The organism is Fodinibius roseus (assembly GCF_900129315.1).
GTDB classification, from domain to species: Bacteria; Bacteroidota; Rhodothermia; order Balneolales; family Balneolaceae; genus Fodinibius; species Fodinibius roseus.
Window position 1 is genome coordinate 120,337 of sequence record NZ_FQUS01000015.1, and the last position, 17,416, is coordinate 137,752.

Below are 17,416 nucleotides of genomic sequence, written 5' to 3' on the forward strand. Positions count from 1 at the left end.
CTATAAATCGGTTTTCGTAATTTCGATAAACTCCTGGTTATCCACGGAGGGGGCTTCATCTGCATTGGCAATCATAACGGCAGAGGCATAAATGGTACGGACGATCCCGGCCATTTTTTCAAAGCGGATTTTATGTACCTCGTCAGAGGGACGATGATAGTCCTCATGCACGCCTGTGAAGAAGAAGGCAAAGGGAACGCCCAGCCGGCCGAAATTCCAGTGATCACTGCGCCGGTAGAACTGGTTGGGATCCTTCAGGTCGTTATATTTTTTATTGAGGGTAATCTGTCCCGATCGGCGATTGGCCGCTTTGATCAGGCTGTCCAGCTCAGAGGAAATTAATTCACTCCCGATGATATAGGCGTAATTTTCCACCCCTTTTTGTTGGTGTTCTTCGTCAATACGTCCGATCATATCCATGTTTAGATTGGCTACGGTCTTCTCTATGGGGAATACCGGGTGGTCGGAGTAGTAGCGCGAGCCCAACAACCCCTTTTCCTCTCCCGTAACATTCAAAAACAGAATGCTGCGCCGGGGAGAAACCCCATTTCGAGCCGCTTCCCGGAAAGCGTGGGCCATATTAAGCATAGCTACGGTACCGCTGCCGTCATCGTCGGCCCCGTTGTAAATGCGATCCCCGGTAGAGTCGGGCTGACCGATCCCTACGTGATCATAATGAGAGGTCACTACGACCACTTCATCTTTCAGTTGTGGATCGGCTCCTTCCAGGTAGGCCAGAACGTTTTTCGTTTCCAGGGAGACTTCACGCTCATAGGGAATTTGTGAAAGTCCGTAGTCCAGGGGCCTGGGAGTAAAATCCGTAATATTTTGTATAATCTTCTCTCGTAACCCGGTCAGCGAAGCGGGGTTCTCCAGCCTGAGCAGCCTGGTGGCCATCGTTGGGCTTACCACGTTGTACCCGTTGCTGAATTCCTGCGATGGTACGGAGTCATCGCGATAAGCCAGTCGCATATTTGTTGGTTTACCGAAGTCGCTCTGCTTTTGGGCGGCCGACGACCGGAATTCTTCGCCGGCCATATCGGAAATAAGCAGCATTCCCTCGGCTCCCTGGCTAAAGATGCTGCTGAACCGGGCCCGCGCACCGATAGATGGATCAACCAGCGTGTCCCCATCTATTATGTGAGGAATATCCTGAAACACCATCACCCATTTGCCCTGCAAATCCATCCCCTTCAAATGATGGAGACCGCGGGACGGATCATTGACGCCAAAGCCTGCGAAGACGATTTGCCCGCTCAGGGAATCGGTACCGCCAAAAGCGCGAATGAAGTCTCCCGTAGCGTTCCTGCTGGATACGGAACGACTTGCCGGTTGCTTTTGATCCTCGTTCATAGCAAATATTTTGAATACGATGCTGTCGCGTTGAGTAGCAGTGAGTTTAAATTTTTGAAAGTAGCTGCGGGACTCACCGGCGGGCTGCATATTCATTTCACGATATTGATTCGCGAGATAACGGGCGGCTTTTTTTTGTCCGGGCATTGCCGTTTCACGTCCCTCCATCGAGTCAGAAGCAAAAACCGTCAGATGCTGCCGCAGGAAGTCTGTCGTAATTTCGTCCTGGTACGCCAGCAGGCGCTCGGTATTTGTCGCTATTGATGGCTGTGTTTCCTTCCGGACTGATTGTTCGGTACTGCTGCAGCCAGACACGGCCCAAAAAAATCCTGCAGCTGCTAATAGGATGATGCGTCTCATAGATGTGAACTGTAGTTCCATGTTGTCATTAGGTCGCGCTGATAATTTCATCCACCGGTTTTAAATCGAGAAAAAAGTCTGTCGGATCGTCATTTTCTATATACAAGTTAATTTGTCGTTCCTTAAGCATTTCTAAGATTGCAAGGAAAGTGACAACAATTTTCGTCCGGTTTTGCAACTCGAAACACAGTGTCCGGAATGCTGTTCGCCCCCGTTCCTGCAGCTGATGTAATATATATTCGGTCTGCTCTTCAATGGTATATTCGATTTTTTCAACGTGATGAACTGATTTCTGCTTCTTTATATCGGCCAGCACTTTTTTAAATGCGGACATCAGGTCGAACATCGTTACGTTCTTCAGGGCTTCTCCGCTGGCTTGTTTCTCTACCTGGTCGGCTTCGGGATTCCCCCGGAAGTGTTTTTTCCGGGCCTCTTCTTCAATAGACTCCATTTTTTCGGCCATCTCCTTGTAGCGCTTGTATTCCAGCAGCCGTTGAACCAGCTCATAGCGGGGATCGTGCTCATCCAGCTCTTCATCCGACTCTTCCTGGGGCAGCATCATCCTGGCCTTGATCGACATGAGCATACTGGCCATCAGGATAAATTCGCTGGCTACATCCAGATCCAGCTCCTCCATTAAGTTGATATATTCGAGGAACTGGTTGGTAATATAGGAGATAGGAATATCATAAATATCGAGTTCGTCTCTCTTGATAAAAAAGAGGAGCAGATCCAGGGGACCTTCAAAATTTTTTAACCGTACGCGATACATCGATTAGTATTAGTGTTTATGTGATATTTAATACTTCTGTCTCGGTTAGCGTTGGGATTGTTACACCTTAAACGCCATTTCTTAACCTTTATTTGTGCAAAAAAGGGAATTTTTGCCGCTTTTACTACCGAAATTTGTAAAATTAAGGCAGCATATTTTTATTACCTTGTTTTAACTACTTTAGCGCCGATTTTTTAACCATGGATTATTCTGAATTGGTGACTGCCCTGAATGAAGGTAACACCAGGAAAGTCAATAAACTGATAGCAGCTATACGTCCCCGGCTTCTGGCTTTTCTGAGAATTCATATGAATGCCAGTGAGGATGACGCTAAAGATATATCTCAGGAGGCGTTGCTTACGGCTATTCAAACCATTAAAAAGGATCAGATAAAAAATCCTGACAAAGTGGTTTCATATATCCTGACCATCTGCCGGAACGCTTATCTCAAGACCCGGATGAATCAACGGACCACCCCGCTTGAGGAAGCCGGCCGGCAGTGGCAGGGGCCCCGGCAGCTGCAATCACTGCTGGACAAGGAACAGCAGCAACTCCTGCAATGGTGTCTGGATAAGCTTAAAGAGCATCATCGAAAATTTATACAATACTGGTTTGATCATCCGGACGCCCATTCTAAAAAAGTTGCTGAACATTTTAATATCAGTGTTAACAGTGTCTGGACCCGAAAACACCGTCTCATTAAGAAGCTAAATGAGTGCTATCAAAAAAAGAGTAACTTGTAATGTAAGGATTTGCTCTCAATACGATCTTACTTATAAAGAGAAGCCTGTAATAGCCCTTTTAAGGGTACTACAGCCGTTATCACACCAAAAAGACACACGATATGGCACGCGATGTAGAACTGGAAAAACAAATTGACGCCTATGTCAAGGGGCATTTGACCGAGAAGCAGGCCCAGGAGCTTTGGGAAGAGCTGCTCAAAAATCCCGGGTATATTGAGCTTTTGAATACGGAGATCAGTCTTCGCAACATGGTTACAGAAGCCGACAGCGGCAAATCTTCATCAGGTACAAAACAGCGTCATGCTCTGATCCATTCCCTGCAAAATTCCTGGAAATGGGCAGCCGCAGCGGTAGCTATCGTCATTGTGGCTGTTGCGGTTAACTTTTTCTTGATGGATACGGAACAGACCCTCGACGAGCTGGCGTTGAACGAAATTCCCTTGTCCGAAAGCCTTGCCTCTGCTCCTGCCCTCCGGTCGGGGCAAGCCCGGAGCACTCCCGGAGATTCGCTGCTAAACCGGGGATTTAAAGAAGCCATATCAGGTAATATTTCGAAAGCTATGGAATTATATGATGTTATCATACAAGAATATCCGGATCAGCCTTCAGCTGTTCAGGCGTACCTTAACAGGGGGATCATTCAATTTAACCGGTATAACTATGAAGGGGCCATTGTCTCATTTAAGGAGGTCGTCGGCAAAGCAGAAGAACAATCCTTCCTTCGTGAAAAGGGATACTGGTATTTGGGGAATGCATATATCAACACCGATAGCTTAAGCCGGGCTCACGAGGCCATCTTCGAGGTCTACTCCATGGAAGGGGTTTACCGAAATCCCGCCGGTGATATCTTGCAAAAACTGGACAAGCAGCTGGGCAACCCTCCCGGAAAATATGATTAATGCTGGGTAAATGGATCGCGATCCATAGCTAAATCTTGCGAAATTGTGAATTTTATTTTTCCACTTAGAAAATTTAAAAATAATGAGTTAATTTTATTGGTCATTCATTGGTTCGCTAATAGATTAACTCTACCATTTTGCAAAACCCTCTTTTAGATGCCGAAGAAAATGACGAAGCTTACGAGCAGTCGCTTCGTCCCACTCGCATCAGTGAGTTTATCGGGCAAAAAAAAGTCCTGAAAAACCTTTCTGTTTTTATCAAAGCTGCCCAACAGCGCCATGAAGCACTCGATCATGTCATCCTCTCTGGTCCCCCGGGACTGGGCAAGACGACGCTTGCCCATATTATTGCCAATGAGATGGGTGTGCAGATTAAACCCAGTACGGGCCCGGTCCTGGAGAAGCCGGGCGATCTGGCGGGGATGCTGACGAACCTCGAAGAGGGCGACGTGCTCTTTATCGATGAAATTCACCGGCTAAACCCGGTCGTGGAGGAGTATTTGTATTCTGCGATGGAAGATTACCAGCTGGATATTGTTATTGACTCGGGTCCCAACGCCCGCAGTATTCAGATTGAGCTTAACGACTTCACTCTTGTGGGGGCCACCACCCGTAAAGGGTTGTTAACGGCTCCCTTGCGTGCCCGGTTCGGTATCGACATGCGGCTCGACTATTATGATGTGGAGCTGCTGCAGCGCATTGCCCTTCGTACTGCGGCCATCCTGAATATGGGAATTACGGACCGGGGCGCCCATGAAATTGCGCGTCGCAGCCGTGGAACTCCCCGGATCGTCAACAAGCTGTTGCGCCGGACCCGTGATTTTGCGCAGGTCGAAAATATGGATACCATTACCGACGAGATTGCCGATGTTGCGCTCAATGCGCTGGATGTAGATCAAAACGGATTCGATGAGATGGATATCCGGATCCTGAATGCCATTATTGAGAACTACGATGGCGGACCTGTGGGACTGGGGACGCTCAGCGTAGCCGTGGGTGAGGACAAGGGAACGATCGAAGAGGTGTATGAACCGTTCCTCATTAAAGAAGGATTTCTTCAGCGTACTCCCAAGGGACGTATTGCCACCCGCAAAGCTTTTAACTATATAGGGGTCGACTACAGAAGTACGGATAATGACCTTTTCGATTAGCTGTTCCGATCTTTTCTTTGCAGAGGTTGCGGTCACTTATAGAGGGTTTTGAAAAACCGGGAATTCTGATCAATATCAGCCCTTGAGCGAATATAAAACCACAGCATATCAAGGTATATGTGAGGATGTTGAATGCACGAAAATGCAGAGATCGGCAAAAAGAACAGTTTTGCAAAGCTCTCTGTTAAAAAGCAAAAACTATGATCTGCAATGTTATCCAGTTTTTTGTAGCTTCAAGGCTTCATAATATTCAATCATATTCACGAATTTTTAGTACTGATGAAAAACCTTTTTACCTCCGAATCGGTCTCAGAGGGCCATCCTGATAAAGTTGCGGATCAAATTTCTGATACCATATTAGACGCTATGCTCGAACAGGATCCCGAATCAAGGGTGGCCGTGGAGACCCTGGTGACGACCGGACTGGCCCTGATTTCGGGGGAAGTGACCACCGAGGCTTACGTGGATGTCCAGGAGATTGTCCGGCAGGTCATCCGGGATATCGGCTACACTAAAAATTCGTACCGGTTTGATGCCGATTCCTGCGGAGTCCTGACAACGATTCATCAGCAAAGTCCGGATATCGCACAGGGGGTGGATGAAGGTTCCGATAAAAAGATGGGGGCCGGCGATCAGGGCATGATGTTCGGTTATGCGACCAAAGAAACCGACACCTATATGCCGATGTCGCTGCAATATTCGCACGACCTGCTTAGAAAATTAGCGCAGATCCGGAAAGAAACCGATCTGCTTCCCTACCTTGCGCCCGACAGTAAAAGCCAGGTCACGGTGGAATACGGCGAGGACGGGCACCCGAAGCATGTGGATACCATTGTCATTTCAACACAGCACGACGAGGGGATTGATCAGGAAGTGATAAAAAAGGATCTGAAAAAGCACCTCCTACCCCAGGTGATCAGCGAAAAATTAATTGACGCGGAAACCGTATTCCACGTCAACCCCACGGGCAAATTCGTGATTGGTGGTCCCCACGGCGATACCGGGCTGACCGGTCGTAAAATTATTGTGGATACGTATGGCGGATATGGGGGACATGGCGGCGGGGCGTTTTCCGGCAAGGATCCCTCCAAGGTCGACCGCAGCGCAGCGTATGCGGCGCGGCATATCGCCAAGAATATCCTGGCTGCGGACCTTGCCGATGAGTGCATTGTACAGCTCGCTTATGCCATTGGAATTTCCGAACCCGTTTCCATCAATGTGAATACCTATGGTACGGGCCGCGTTGAGGATGTTACATTGGCCAACGCCGTACAGAAAACGTTTGACCTCACCCCCGCCGGCATTATTGAGCGTTTTGACCTGAAGCGTCCCATCTACCGGAAAACCGCCGCTTACGGTCACTTCGGCCGGGATGAATTTCCCTGGGAGCAGTTAGACTATACGGATAAAATCGCGGATGCGTTGTAGCAGGCTGTTTATTGGCTCTAATCAGAGCTGAATTATAGCCATGAGTCCTTTTTGGGAAACTTTTTCTTCTTGTTCGGCTTTCTCGCAGGCAGGATACAGCCATCCCCGGCCCTTTGGCGGTGTTTTTTCTCCTCACAGGGAAAAAACGTCCCGCTAATTTCCCGAACCGCCGTCGATGGTTTGTCCGAAGAAAACAGCATTCATGAACAGTTTGTTGGTGCCATACCAAAAAGCCCTGAAGTTGGGGTTGTCCGCCATCGAAATCACGCGTCCGCTGCCGACGTCACTGACCACAATTGCGGCCGTCCCCGAGAGCTCTTCCAGGTTTTCATCGGAGATATAACCACTGGCCAGCGGCTCGTCGGTATAATACAGCGGGGTGGCATAAGGGTTTTCCGCTTTCTTCATAAAGAGCGTGCTGTTGCGAAAAACGGTCAGGTCCTCATCATTATATCCATATCCCAGCGGGTGGGTGAGGTCCAGCCTGGTATGAAAGATCGACCCGCCGATATGCTGTGCGCCGCGGGTGTTGGCCATATCGGCATAGGGCATGGGCTGTACGTCGCTTTCCTCTTCGTCGCTGGTATCCGCTTTATCCTCTACAAAATTAATATGAGCGAGATCGTGCTGTTCGGCCCAGTTGTTGGCATGCTTGGTTGCAATAAGCGTTCCGCCGTTACGGACCCACCGTTTCATGTCCTCTACGGCGTCGCCTGAGAGATCTCTGTAGCTGCCGTTTACCATAACCATTACATTATAACGGCTGAGGTCGGCATAGCTCATGCGATTCTGCGGAAACAGGGTTGCCTGCATATCATATCGCTGGTCCAGCAGATGCCACACTTCCCCCACCTCATAGCCGCTGGCGCCGCTGCCGGATACGACAGCCACGGAAGGGGTTTCGAGGTGTTCAAAACTCCCGCTTCCCAGGTCTATGCCCCCGGGCGTGAGCCCGGTCCCGACAGCGTAGACCGTCAGTCCGTCTTCTTCCGCCGCTTTTCGGACCAGTTCATGAATTTTTTCCCGGTCTACAGACTGTGGACCCATGGGCACCATCACCGTGCCGTAATCAAATGTTTTGGTTTCTCCGGCCGGGAGATTCATCTCAAAGGGCTTGGACGCCACCTTGGCACGCACATCCGCTTGCAGCAGGCGGTACAAAGCCCGCGGGGCATAATACTCATCCCACTCAAAAAGGTACGCGTACTCACTTTGTCCCCCTACCACTTCGCCTTCCGGAAAAGAGGGCAGGCCTTCCACTTCATCTCCCGTCGGTACATCCCCTTCCACTTCCGCGAAAGGCAGGTTAAAGGCGTAAGGCATCGTCCATGTTGAGACATCATAAAAGAGACTGTCGGTAAATGTCGTTCGTCGCTCGAAGAGCGCTTTTATGAACTTATACTTTTTTTGATTGGTGGGTATTACGTAGGCAGAGCCCGCCTCGAATGACTCCCCGCCTGCTTCCATATCTTCGGAAAGCTCGTATAGTTCTACCCGGTGACGCTTGAGCAGCTCCACAAAATGATGGGTTCGGGCCCGGTCATAAGGCGTCCCGAACACATAGGCATCGATGGGCGCTTCGGCACCGGCCTGCAGGGAACCTTCAAAGAAATCCCGCTGGTAGTTTAGGATATCAACACGCAGATTCTGGGCAGCCTCAAGCGTAGAAAGGGAGGTCAGAAACTGGTTTTTGATCGTAAACGGGAATTTAAGTACGCCATGGTTGCTCTCCTGGGCATGACCCCGGGAGCTGCCCTGTTCAAACAGGATACCGATACCACCGTTTACATCCGGATAGGTAGAACCTTTGCCATAGTAAAAGTCATCATAGCTTTCCTGCGAGTAATAGAGGCGCTTTTCCCGGTCCAGCTTGTCGGCGTGGTATTCGGCAATGGCTTTGGTCAGATCCTGGTTTTCCTGCGAGGTTATCGGGTGGGTCCTGGACTGGATGCCCGGCTGAAAGAAGAACGTCGAATTCGTGCCCATCTCGTGATGGTCGGTCAGGATATTCGGCATCCAGCGGTGAAAGTTGTCTATGCGTCCCTGGCTTGTGGGATGCTGTACCAGCATCCAGTCCCGGTTCAGGTCAAACCAGTAGTGGTTGGTTCGCGCGCCGGGCCAGCGCTGGTTGAGTTCCAGGCTGTTGGGATCGGAAACCACATTCTTACTTTTATGAGTATTGGCCCAGCTGGCAAAACGGTTGAGTCCGTCTGGATTCAAGCTCGGATCCAGGATGACTACGCTGTTCGCAAGCTTTTGCTCTATTTCCGTACCCTGTGCCGCGGCCAGGTGGTAGGCTACCAGCATGGAAGCGTTGGAGCCGCTCGGCTCATCCCCGTGGATGCTGTATCCCATATACAGGACGACAGGCATGGTTTCCGTGTTCAGCTCACCCGATCGGTTCGGATCTGTGAGCGCCAGGTGATCCCGGCGGATCTCCTCGATATTGCTATGATTCTCCGGCGAGGTAACCGTCAGGTAAAGGAGCGTACGGTCTTCATGCGTTTTACCGAACTCGTGCAGGGTCACCCGGTCGGAAGCCCCGGCCACCGCCCGCATATACTGCACCAGCTGGTCGTGGCGGACGTGCCATTGACCCGGAACCGTCCCCAGTACCTCTTCGGGCGTCGGAACAGAGGAGTCGTACGTAACATCCTGGGGCAGGTAATAGTCCATCGCAGCCTCTGCATCGGCCGGATTTTGCGCCTGTCCGCTGACGGAAATGATCAGACAACAAAGCGTAGCAAGGAGTGTCGGTAATCTCATAAGGGTTCTATCTGTAAAAAATGGGAGTTAAAGTGAACGGTTAGTGTAAAGATTATCAATGAAAAATGTTTAGAAAAATAACAATAACAACGATCCTTTAAAATTCCGGTTTTTCAAACCATAAAAAACCCCGGCACCCTGAAAATGCCGGGGTTTTCAAATAATACAAGTGATGGTGTGATTTCCCGTCAGACGGTCTGTATTACCGTGCGGCTTGCCTTAACTACTCATTATAAAATACCAAAATGATATGCTATTGTCCTCAGGCATACCGGAAAATAGCCGCGATAGAAGCCGAGTTCGGCATATCATTTTTTTCTAATGCATATACGTTACCGCTCTGAGTGAGTGTTTTTATAGCGGCCATGTTGATTAGATCGTGTTCGCCATTTTTAGGGCTGGCGCTGTGATGCACCACATCACGCTCCTGGTCAAACCATCCCCAGCTGTGCTCGCCGATAGGGACAAATAACGAATCCACTTTTCCGTAGTAGGCCGCTTCTATGATCTGGCTGAGATTGTCGGATTGTTTTTCAGACCCCGAGAGATCTGCAAAGCGTTCCATATCATCGTACATATCTTTCAGAAAGTAGGATCTGATAACTTTCCAGCTGCGCTTGCCGAGCTCTTTGTCACTCAGCGGATCCGGATTTTCCTGGATCGACTGATCGATAAGCCTGCTGTAGTGATTGAACTTGCGATATTCCGCAACAGCCCGCTCCACTCCGGCTATGATCAGCGGGTCGTTGCGTTTTTTCATAATGGACGTCACTTCATTTTCCACGGTCTTGAGATAATTGATAATTTCCTGGGTATCGGTGTCCCGCGTCCCCCCTTGCCCGTGAAAGATGGCCTGGCCTTCACCCTGTCCGGAGTGATGCTGCAGGTGTTGTTCGTTTACATCGTACTTCAAAAACTCTTCCAGGCTGGTAGGGGCCTCGGACAGTGTAATAGGCTCGACAGAATCGCGCGTGCATTTTAACAGCCGAATGTTTTTTTGACTGAGCGCAAGCGTACAAAAAGTGCCTTCCAGGGTGATCATGGGGATGAGCGGCGTGATTAAAAAGTGATCGCTGGTCATCACTCGCTCATCAAACCGATAGGGAATGCGATAGAAGTCAAAATGTTCTTCGCTGATAAACAGGGCCAGTCCCCTGTTGTTATGACGCCAAAAAGAGGGCTGGTCCAGCAGCTTGCGTGGTTCCACCAGCAATTTTTCAATGCGTTTATCTGAAATATCTCGTTCTGCAAGCTGGCTTTCAGCCTCGCTCAACAAGTTTTTCAATCGGATAGAATCCTGCTGAACCTCTTCGCCCTTTCGATGAGTAGGTAAAAAGATTGATACTCCGACATCGGGTTGTTGGTTGGCAAGGTCGAGAATATTATCACGCGTAATCATATGAACCTCCGGTTGTTAAAATTAATCCTACATAGTAGTTACTAAACAGCAAACTAAATAACATGATTCAATCAGCTCTTTTGTATGGTCGTCACCTCCCGGGAGTTCCGCAATTGCTTTCTGTTTGTCATTTAATGTCCAAAATTAGTATATATTGTCAAAATTAATGTGGAAGACCTATTTCGGATGGATCAACAGGAAAGTAGCACAATACCAATAAACTGGCAGGGAATAAAAAAAAGTTTGGGCCCGGGATTATTGATGGCTGCCGCCGCCGTCGGGGTATCGCACCTGGTGCAATCCACCCGCGCAGGCGCCACCTATGGGTTTGCGATGGTTTGGGCAGTTGTACTGGCCAATATTTTTAAATATCCTTTTCTGGAATATGGTCCCCGTTATGCCATTGCCACCGGCGAAAGTATGATTGAGGGCTATAAACGGCTGGGCAACTGGGCGATCGGAATCTATATCTTTTTTACGCTTGGAACGGTCTTTGTCATACAGGCCGCTGTTACCGTTGTAAGTGCCAGCCTGGCGGCCGAACTTACGGGACTTGCGCTATCCCCACTCATCTGGAGTTTCATACTGCTTGCCATCTGTATTACTTTGCTGTTATCGGGACAGTATTCGGCGCTGGACGGGGCGATTAAACTTATTATGGCTGTCCTGGCTATTTCCACGGTTGTGGCCTTCGGTGCGGCCCTGTACCAGGGGGGGCAACATGAGGTGACCCATTTCTATCCCGATATCTGGGATGTCGCGGGGGTCTCCTTCTTAATTGCACTCATGGGATGGATGCCGATTCCCATAGATGCGGCCGCCTGGCATTCGCTCTGGTCGCTGGAACGCGAGAAACAAACTCAGTATCGGCCGAGGCTCAAAGAGAGCCTGCTGGATTTTAACATCGGTTATATCGGCGCTGCTCTTCTGGCGCTCGGATTTGTGGGACTGGGGGGACTGGTGATGTACGGCAGCGGCGAAACCTTTGCCAGCAGCGGGACGGCCTTTGCCGGACAGCTTATCAGCCTTTATACCGAAAGCCTGGGCAGTTGGGCCTATACGATTATTATCATTTGTGCATTTACCACCATGTTCAGCACTACGCTTACCGTGGCGGATGCCTACCCGCGGGTGATATCTCGCTTTTTGGAAGTGTTATGGCCGGGCACGTTTATCCAGGCAAAATCCCTGCGTTTCTATCGCATCCTGCTCGTGTTGGTTCCGGTATTTTCCCTGGGTGTACTGTATTTTTTGGGCGATGTTTTTACCTTACTCATTGATTTTGCCGCTACGCTTTCTTTTTTAACGGCTCCGGTTTTGGCATATATTAACTACCGGTTGGTTACGGCCGATCACGTGCCGGAAGAGTGTCAACCCCGGCCGTGGTTAAGATGGCTGAGCCGGGGCGGGATCATGTTCCTGTCCGTATTTGCGCTGTTGTATATTTACTGGCTGATTCAGTACGGGTAAGGGAATAAAGAATATATGATGTAACAAACAGGAACACCGGGAAACCTTGTCCGGCAGGCTATGAAGGACCATAGTGCGGTGTATGACCGGCTGACAAGCAAGCCGAGGGGGGACTTTTTTTCCAGCAGCGCTATTCAACGTACCCGGCCTGCCAGCCCCAAACGGAAGCGTGCAGGCGACACGGGTAAACGGCTGGGGCTGGCGTCTAAATATACCGAGAGAATGAGCAAATGAATCGTATTGACCGACTTACGGCGATGATCATCTACCTGCAGGGACGTCCCCGCGTAACCGTCGGGGAGATGGCTGAGCGCTATGATATCAGCAAGCGGACCGTCTACCGGGATTTGCGGGCGCTGCAGGAAGCGGGGGTCCCGATTGGCTCTGAGCAGGGAGTGGGTTATTTTATTGTGAGAGGGTACCACCTGCCGCCTGTGATGTTTGACAAGGAGGAAGCCGCGGCCCTGCTGGCGGGGGAGCGGCTGATGCAGAAGTGGAGTGAGACCAAGCTCAGCGAGTCCTATCTGTCCGCTCTCGATAAGATCCGCGCCGTCCTGCGCAGCCGCGAGAAAGAATATCTCGATATCCTGGACCGGCATATCAAGGCCTTTCCCTATCCCGACGAAAAGCATATCGAAACGGACCGCCGTGTTTTTGTTTTTTTACAGGATGCCATCGTGAACCGGGTGGTGGTGGCCATGGAATACTATTCGCCCTATAAAGACCAGCACACCCAGCGGGATGTGGAGCCTCTGGGACTGTTGCTGCGCGGCAGTCACTGGTATTTGGCGGGCTGGTGCCGCCTGCGCACCGATTATCGCATGTTTCGCGTGGACCGCATCAGGGGGTACAAAAAGACAACCGAGCGGCTGTCGGACCCTCCCGAACACACGCTGAAAGCGTTCTCGGAGCAGAGCCTGCGCGATGAGCAAGACCTGCACGAGGTCGTGGTTCGATTTGCCGAGAAAATAATCCGATACATGGGGGATCAGAAATATTACCACGGCTGGATTGCTGAAGAGGAAGTTGATGGGGCTATCGAGATGACATTTCTGACGGCTTCCATGGAATATTTTGCCCGCTGGCTGCTGACTTGGGGAGATGGTGTTACCATTAAAACCCCGGAACGACTCAAAACACGGATGGGGGAACTTTCTGAAGAACTATATCACCATTATAAAGAATAGAAGCTGGGAGACTGTCGGACTTTGAGGATCGGGTGGAAATAGGTGATTGGAGTCAGATGCTGGCTCTTTTTGAGGCAAATAGCGAATCTGTTTACCAAGAAAGGGCTCCTGTCATAATGAGATCGGAAGACTTCATGGGACAAGCTACGTTTTTTCTTGTCCCAATATCCCGTCTCTTGTGAATTGCCGGCGAGTAGTTAACCGGGCCGGGGTGTAATTAAAACAGCTCTTTTTGTTCCTCATCTCCTCCGGGATTCGGAATCGATAAGTTCGCACCTATGGCCCCGTTCATCTGCTTTATGAAATGCGCCGCCAGCTGAGGAGACCGCTTCTCTTTATTTTGGTGGACAAAAAAGTGGATATTTTCCAGTCCCTGGTCCGTCCATTTTTTCAGCCGCTGAGTCCACTCATCAAGGCGGGACTGGTCGGTGGGATGGTTGGCGCCTACATACCGGACAAAAGCCTCGCTGTTTGTCAGCCGCATATGAAGCAGATCGCGCCGGCCGGCCGTATCGGTAATGACATTCGCGACCTTGTTTTCCTCCAGCAGCTGGTAGAGTTCTCCGGCGACTTTCTCGTTATCAAACCAGTCCGGGTGACGAAATTCAACCGCCAGGGGAACGCCTTCGGGCCAGTATTCCACAAAACTTGCGACCCGGTCAAAGAACTTGGGCTTGAAATTGCCCCGCAGCTGCAGGAAGGTAGTCCCCAGTTTTTCCTTGAAATGAACAATGCTGTCAATAAAATCATCGGTGGCTTCCTCTATCCCGTTCAACCATTTCAAATGGCTGATGTACCGGTTTACTTTGGGAAAGAACTTGAAGTTCTCCGGCACCTTATCACGCCAGGATGCTATTTGATCCCGGTCAAATGTGTTATAAAAAGTAGCATTCAGCTCCACGCAATTGAACTGCGAGCCGTAATAGGTCAATTCGTCTTTGGTTCCCCGCGGGTAGAAATTTTTCAAATCCCTGCGGTTCCATTTGGCGCAGCCTACATAAAGATTTGTAGCGTCGGTGCTGCTGCCTGAAAGAACTGTTGCGGTTCCGGGATGGTCTTCCGGGATTGAAAAGTCAATCTGATCGGGATTATCTACGCTGCCAAATTTCATAGTGCTATCTTTTACTTATCAAATTTCTCGTGAATGAGCCCCAATATATTTATTTTTTCAGCTTGTTACCGCATCACTAATCTTGTCCCGGTTATTTTCGGGGAGCGGCGCGGCAAGTTCAATATCAAAAGAAGCTAATTTCATAGGTACACCGTAATCAAAAAGTTACTTAAAGAGATTCAACAATCCGCCGGTATGCCAAAAAAGAACATTATCAGCGGCATCAAACATTCCCCGCCGGCTGTAATCTATCAGCGCACCAGCTGCTTTGGCTGTATAAACCGGATCAAGCGTGATTCCCTCCACATCAATAAAGGCGTTAAATGCTTCATCTGACAATTCTGTGGGAATACCATAGCCTTCGCCCACATAATGGTCATCGATGCTCAAGGCATCTGCCGAAAGGGGTTCCTCCGATAACTGCTTCATCACAGGATTGGTCGCCTTTATCACAGCCTGCTTTACCTTTTCGGCGGGATCATCGGCACTTATGCCTATGATTGTCAAATCATCCGGTCCAAACAAACGTTTGCCAATTTCCATCCCTGCCGTTGTGCCTCCCGATGAGCAAGCATGAATAATAGTATCAAATTCGATACCTATGGTATCCTGTTGCTCTTTTACTTCTTCCATGGCACGGACAAATCCCCAGGCGCCAATTTCATCTGAAGCTCCCAAAGGAATAATATATGGATGCTTCCCCGCTGATTTAAGTTCATCGGCAATCTCTTTCATTTTCGGTCGCCGTTGATCACTGCCGGAGACATAGTGGATCGGGATATTCATTAGCTCATTGATCCGCGGGTTGCCAAGCTTTTTTTCCGGCTCCTCGCCGTTTTGTACCAGGATGCAATCGAGTCCCAATCGACGGCTTACCTGTCCGGTAGTACGAGCGTGGTTGGAGTGAACACTTCCACAGGTAATGATGGTGTCTGCTCCCAGATCCAGTGCTTCAGCCAGCGAATATTCGAGCTTCCGGAGTTTGTTACCCCACACCAAAGAGCCGATAAAATCATCTCGCTTGATATACAGGTTCGGTAACTTCGGATAAATTTCCTGCATCCGGTCACACTTTTCAACAGGCGTGAAAAGGTTTGAGAGGCTGACTCTCTGAATTGACTTATACCGTTCTATAGCTTTTTGATTATTCGATATCATCTATCTCCAGGAAATATTATTTATTAATCTACTGACTATTTTTCCGGTCCAACGTTCGCGTTTTTCCTCAATTATTGTACGCCATTACATACGTCGTATTTTTTTCCAGGCTGCCCGCTTCCGCTGCTATCTCGATCTTTGGCTCAAACATCTTACTGACGGATGAGCGAGCCAGAACACGATCTCAGGCTCGTCACTTCCGTTTTCCAGCAAAAATAAAGGTATTTTGTCCTATCACCAATCAGAGCGCTCAATCTTCCGTTGGATAGGGTAATGCCCGTATTGATATTGAACCAGGCCTCTACATACTGAATAATAGCCAGTGACCATTCTATACTCATAGAAATCGATAAATCTGCTGATCTTCTTCATCAGGCATGCTGATAAACTACACAGCAACGGCCTCTTTGTTGTATTTGTCGCGGTATTCGACGGGTGTCAGGCCGGTAATTCGCCTGAACAGGTTGCGAAAGGATTTGGTGTCGGAGTAGCCGACATCATACATCACTTCGCTTATATTCTTGCGAGTGACTTCCAGGTCTTTCTTCGCGGCTTCCACTTTGACGCGCTGCTTGTATTCGGTCACGGTATTATGGGTGGCCTTTTTAAATCGCCGCTCCAGCGTACGCCGGCTCATGGCTAATTCTTCCGCCAGCTGATTGACTTTGATATCATCCTGATAGTGGTCTTCAATATATTTCTGGGCTTTTATCACTTTGCTGTCGTTGTGGTCTTTTTGTCCTTCAAAAATAATAAAAGCAGACTGAGTAGTGCGGTCAATATCCAGGGAGAACGCTTTGGAGGCCAGGATGGCCGCTTCACGTCCGGCATATTTTTCTATAATATGCAGCAGCAGATCCGTAAAGGCATAGGCGCCTCCGCTGGTATAAATGCCGTCTTCTTCGGTCATGATCTTCTCATCCACCATATCGACCTCCGGGTACATTTGCCGGAAGCTGTCGGCATGCATCCAGTGCGTAGCGCACTGCTTGCCGTTCAGCAGTCCCGTTGCCGCCAGGAAAAAAGCCCCGACACACAAGCTGGCCACTTCCGCTCCTGCTTTATAGTGATCTACGATCCAGGGAATAAAATCACTGTTCTGATCAATTCCCTTGCGCGGGTCATCGTGGATGGCGGGGATAACAATCAGGTCGGTCCTATCGACTTCCTCGATCAGGCAGTCCGTATTTATGGCAAAAAGACCCGTTGATTGGCGGGTTTCTTTTTCAAGTCCCACCAGGTGTACGTCAAAAATCGGATCCCTACCCTTTTCGGCCATTATTCCGTTGACCTGGTTAAGAATTTGGTGCGTTCCACCGATATTGACCACGCTGGTGTGACCGCGCGGTACGAGTATGGATATATGTTTCATGATCAGGGCACTTGATTTGAAATTTGTGGTTATTCGTTACTACGGTCTGGTACTACTGGCAACGAATAGCTATTAATAATGCTACTAAAACTGAATGTCGCAATCAACCTGTGAGAATGGCGTAAACGCACCGCGCAGGGTAGCTATTTTACAAGGGTCTTATGAAGCATAGCATGTTATAAAAGTTTGTAACATATTGCTATGCAATGAATAACAAATATTATAAGCGTTCAAAAATTTCAGAGGC

General features: G+C 49.3%; 14 protein-coding genes. 7 read left to right on the top strand and 7 right to left on the bottom strand.

The features are described 5' to 3' along the window. On the bottom strand, nt 1-1,713 hold the full coding sequence (locus tag BUB16_RS14165; protein ID WP_073065705.1) for a M28 family peptidase: 1,713 nt from the start codon (nt 1,711-1,713) through the stop codon (nt 1-3). Nucleotides 1,714-1,741: 28 nt separating this feature from the next. Next, nucleotides 1,742-2,485, bottom strand: a complete 744-nt coding sequence (locus BUB16_RS14170; RefSeq protein WP_073065708.1) for a segregation and condensation protein A — start codon at nt 2,483-2,485, stop codon at nt 1,742-1,744. 200 nt (nt 2,486-2,685) lie between these two features. Between BUB16_RS14170 and BUB16_RS14175 the strand changes: the two genes are divergently transcribed. From BUB16_RS14175 to metK, 4 genes are all read left to right on the top strand, one after another. Then, on the top strand, nt 2,686-3,228 hold the full coding sequence (locus BUB16_RS14175) for an RNA polymerase sigma factor (protein ID WP_073065712.1): 543 nt from the start codon (nt 2,686-2,688) through the stop codon (nt 3,226-3,228). 101 nt (nt 3,229-3,329) lie between these two features. Then, the gene (locus BUB16_RS14180; RefSeq protein ID WP_073065715.1) at nt 3,330-4,127 is read left to right on the top strand and encodes a tetratricopeptide repeat protein; all 798 of its coding nucleotides are present in this window, start codon (nt 3,330-3,332) and stop codon (nt 4,125-4,127) included. A 137-nt stretch (nt 4,128-4,264) separates the two neighbouring features. Beyond that, complete coding sequence (ruvB, locus tag BUB16_RS14185) at nt 4,265-5,278, top strand: Holliday junction branch migration DNA helicase RuvB (protein WP_084088309.1); 1,014 nt, start codon at nt 4,265-4,267, stop codon at nt 5,276-5,278. A 279-nt stretch (nt 5,279-5,557) separates the two neighbouring features. Then, nucleotides 5,558-6,706, top strand: a complete 1,149-nt coding sequence (metK, locus tag BUB16_RS14190) for a methionine adenosyltransferase (RefSeq protein WP_073065722.1) — start codon at nt 5,558-5,560, stop codon at nt 6,704-6,706. Nucleotides 6,707-6,859: 153 nt separating this feature from the next. On the opposite strand, the gene BUB16_RS14195 is transcribed toward metK, so the two are convergent. Together BUB16_RS14195 and BUB16_RS14200 are read right to left on the bottom strand one after the other, a co-directional pair. Beyond that, a complete protein-coding gene (locus tag BUB16_RS14195) occupies nt 6,860-9,472 on the bottom strand; it encodes a M14 family zinc carboxypeptidase (protein WP_073065725.1) in 2,613 nt (870 codons plus the stop codon). A gap of 262 nt (nt 9,473-9,734) precedes the next feature. Then, the gene (locus tag BUB16_RS14200; RefSeq protein ID WP_073065728.1) at nt 9,735-10,871 is read right to left on the bottom strand and encodes a baeRF7 domain-containing protein; all 1,137 of its coding nucleotides are present in this window, start codon (nt 10,869-10,871) and stop codon (nt 9,735-9,737) included. A gap of 168 nt (nt 10,872-11,039) precedes the next feature. Between BUB16_RS14200 and BUB16_RS14205 the strand changes: the two genes are divergently transcribed. The 3 genes from BUB16_RS14205 to BUB16_RS14210 are packed head-to-tail and all read left to right on the top strand — an operon-like array spanning nt 11,040 to nt 13,528. Next, a complete protein-coding gene (locus BUB16_RS14205; RefSeq protein ID WP_244545705.1) occupies nt 11,040-12,341 on the top strand; it encodes an Nramp family divalent metal transporter in 1,302 nt (433 codons plus the stop codon). Between the two features lie 60 nt (nt 12,342-12,401). Beyond that, nucleotides 12,402-12,575, top strand: a complete 174-nt coding sequence (locus BUB16_RS21590) for a hypothetical protein (RefSeq protein WP_170864406.1) — start codon at nt 12,402-12,404, stop codon at nt 12,573-12,575. Continuing rightward, on the top strand, nt 12,572-13,528 hold the full coding sequence (locus tag BUB16_RS14210) for a helix-turn-helix transcriptional regulator (protein ID WP_073065735.1): 957 nt from the start codon (nt 12,572-12,574) through the stop codon (nt 13,526-13,528). Before BUB16_RS21590 ends, BUB16_RS14210 begins: the two co-directional genes overlap by 4 nt. Nucleotides 13,529-13,745: 217 nt before the next feature. On the opposite strand, the gene BUB16_RS14215 is transcribed toward BUB16_RS14210, so the two are convergent. The 3 genes from BUB16_RS14215 to BUB16_RS14225 form a co-directional block, all read right to left on the bottom strand. Further along, complete coding sequence (locus tag BUB16_RS14215; protein WP_073065737.1) at nt 13,746-14,639, bottom strand: DUF72 domain-containing protein; 894 nt, start codon at nt 14,637-14,639, stop codon at nt 13,746-13,748. A gap of 165 nt (nt 14,640-14,804) precedes the next feature. Next, entirely contained in the window at nt 14,805-15,797 is a 993-nt protein-coding gene (locus BUB16_RS14220) for a 1-aminocyclopropane-1-carboxylate deaminase/D-cysteine desulfhydrase (protein WP_073065740.1), read from the bottom strand. 388 nt (nt 15,798-16,185) lie between these two features. After that, complete coding sequence (locus tag BUB16_RS14225) at nt 16,186-17,169, bottom strand: GlxA family transcriptional regulator (protein ID WP_073065743.1); 984 nt, start codon at nt 17,167-17,169, stop codon at nt 16,186-16,188. Nucleotides 17,170-17,416 lie beyond the last annotated feature (247 nt).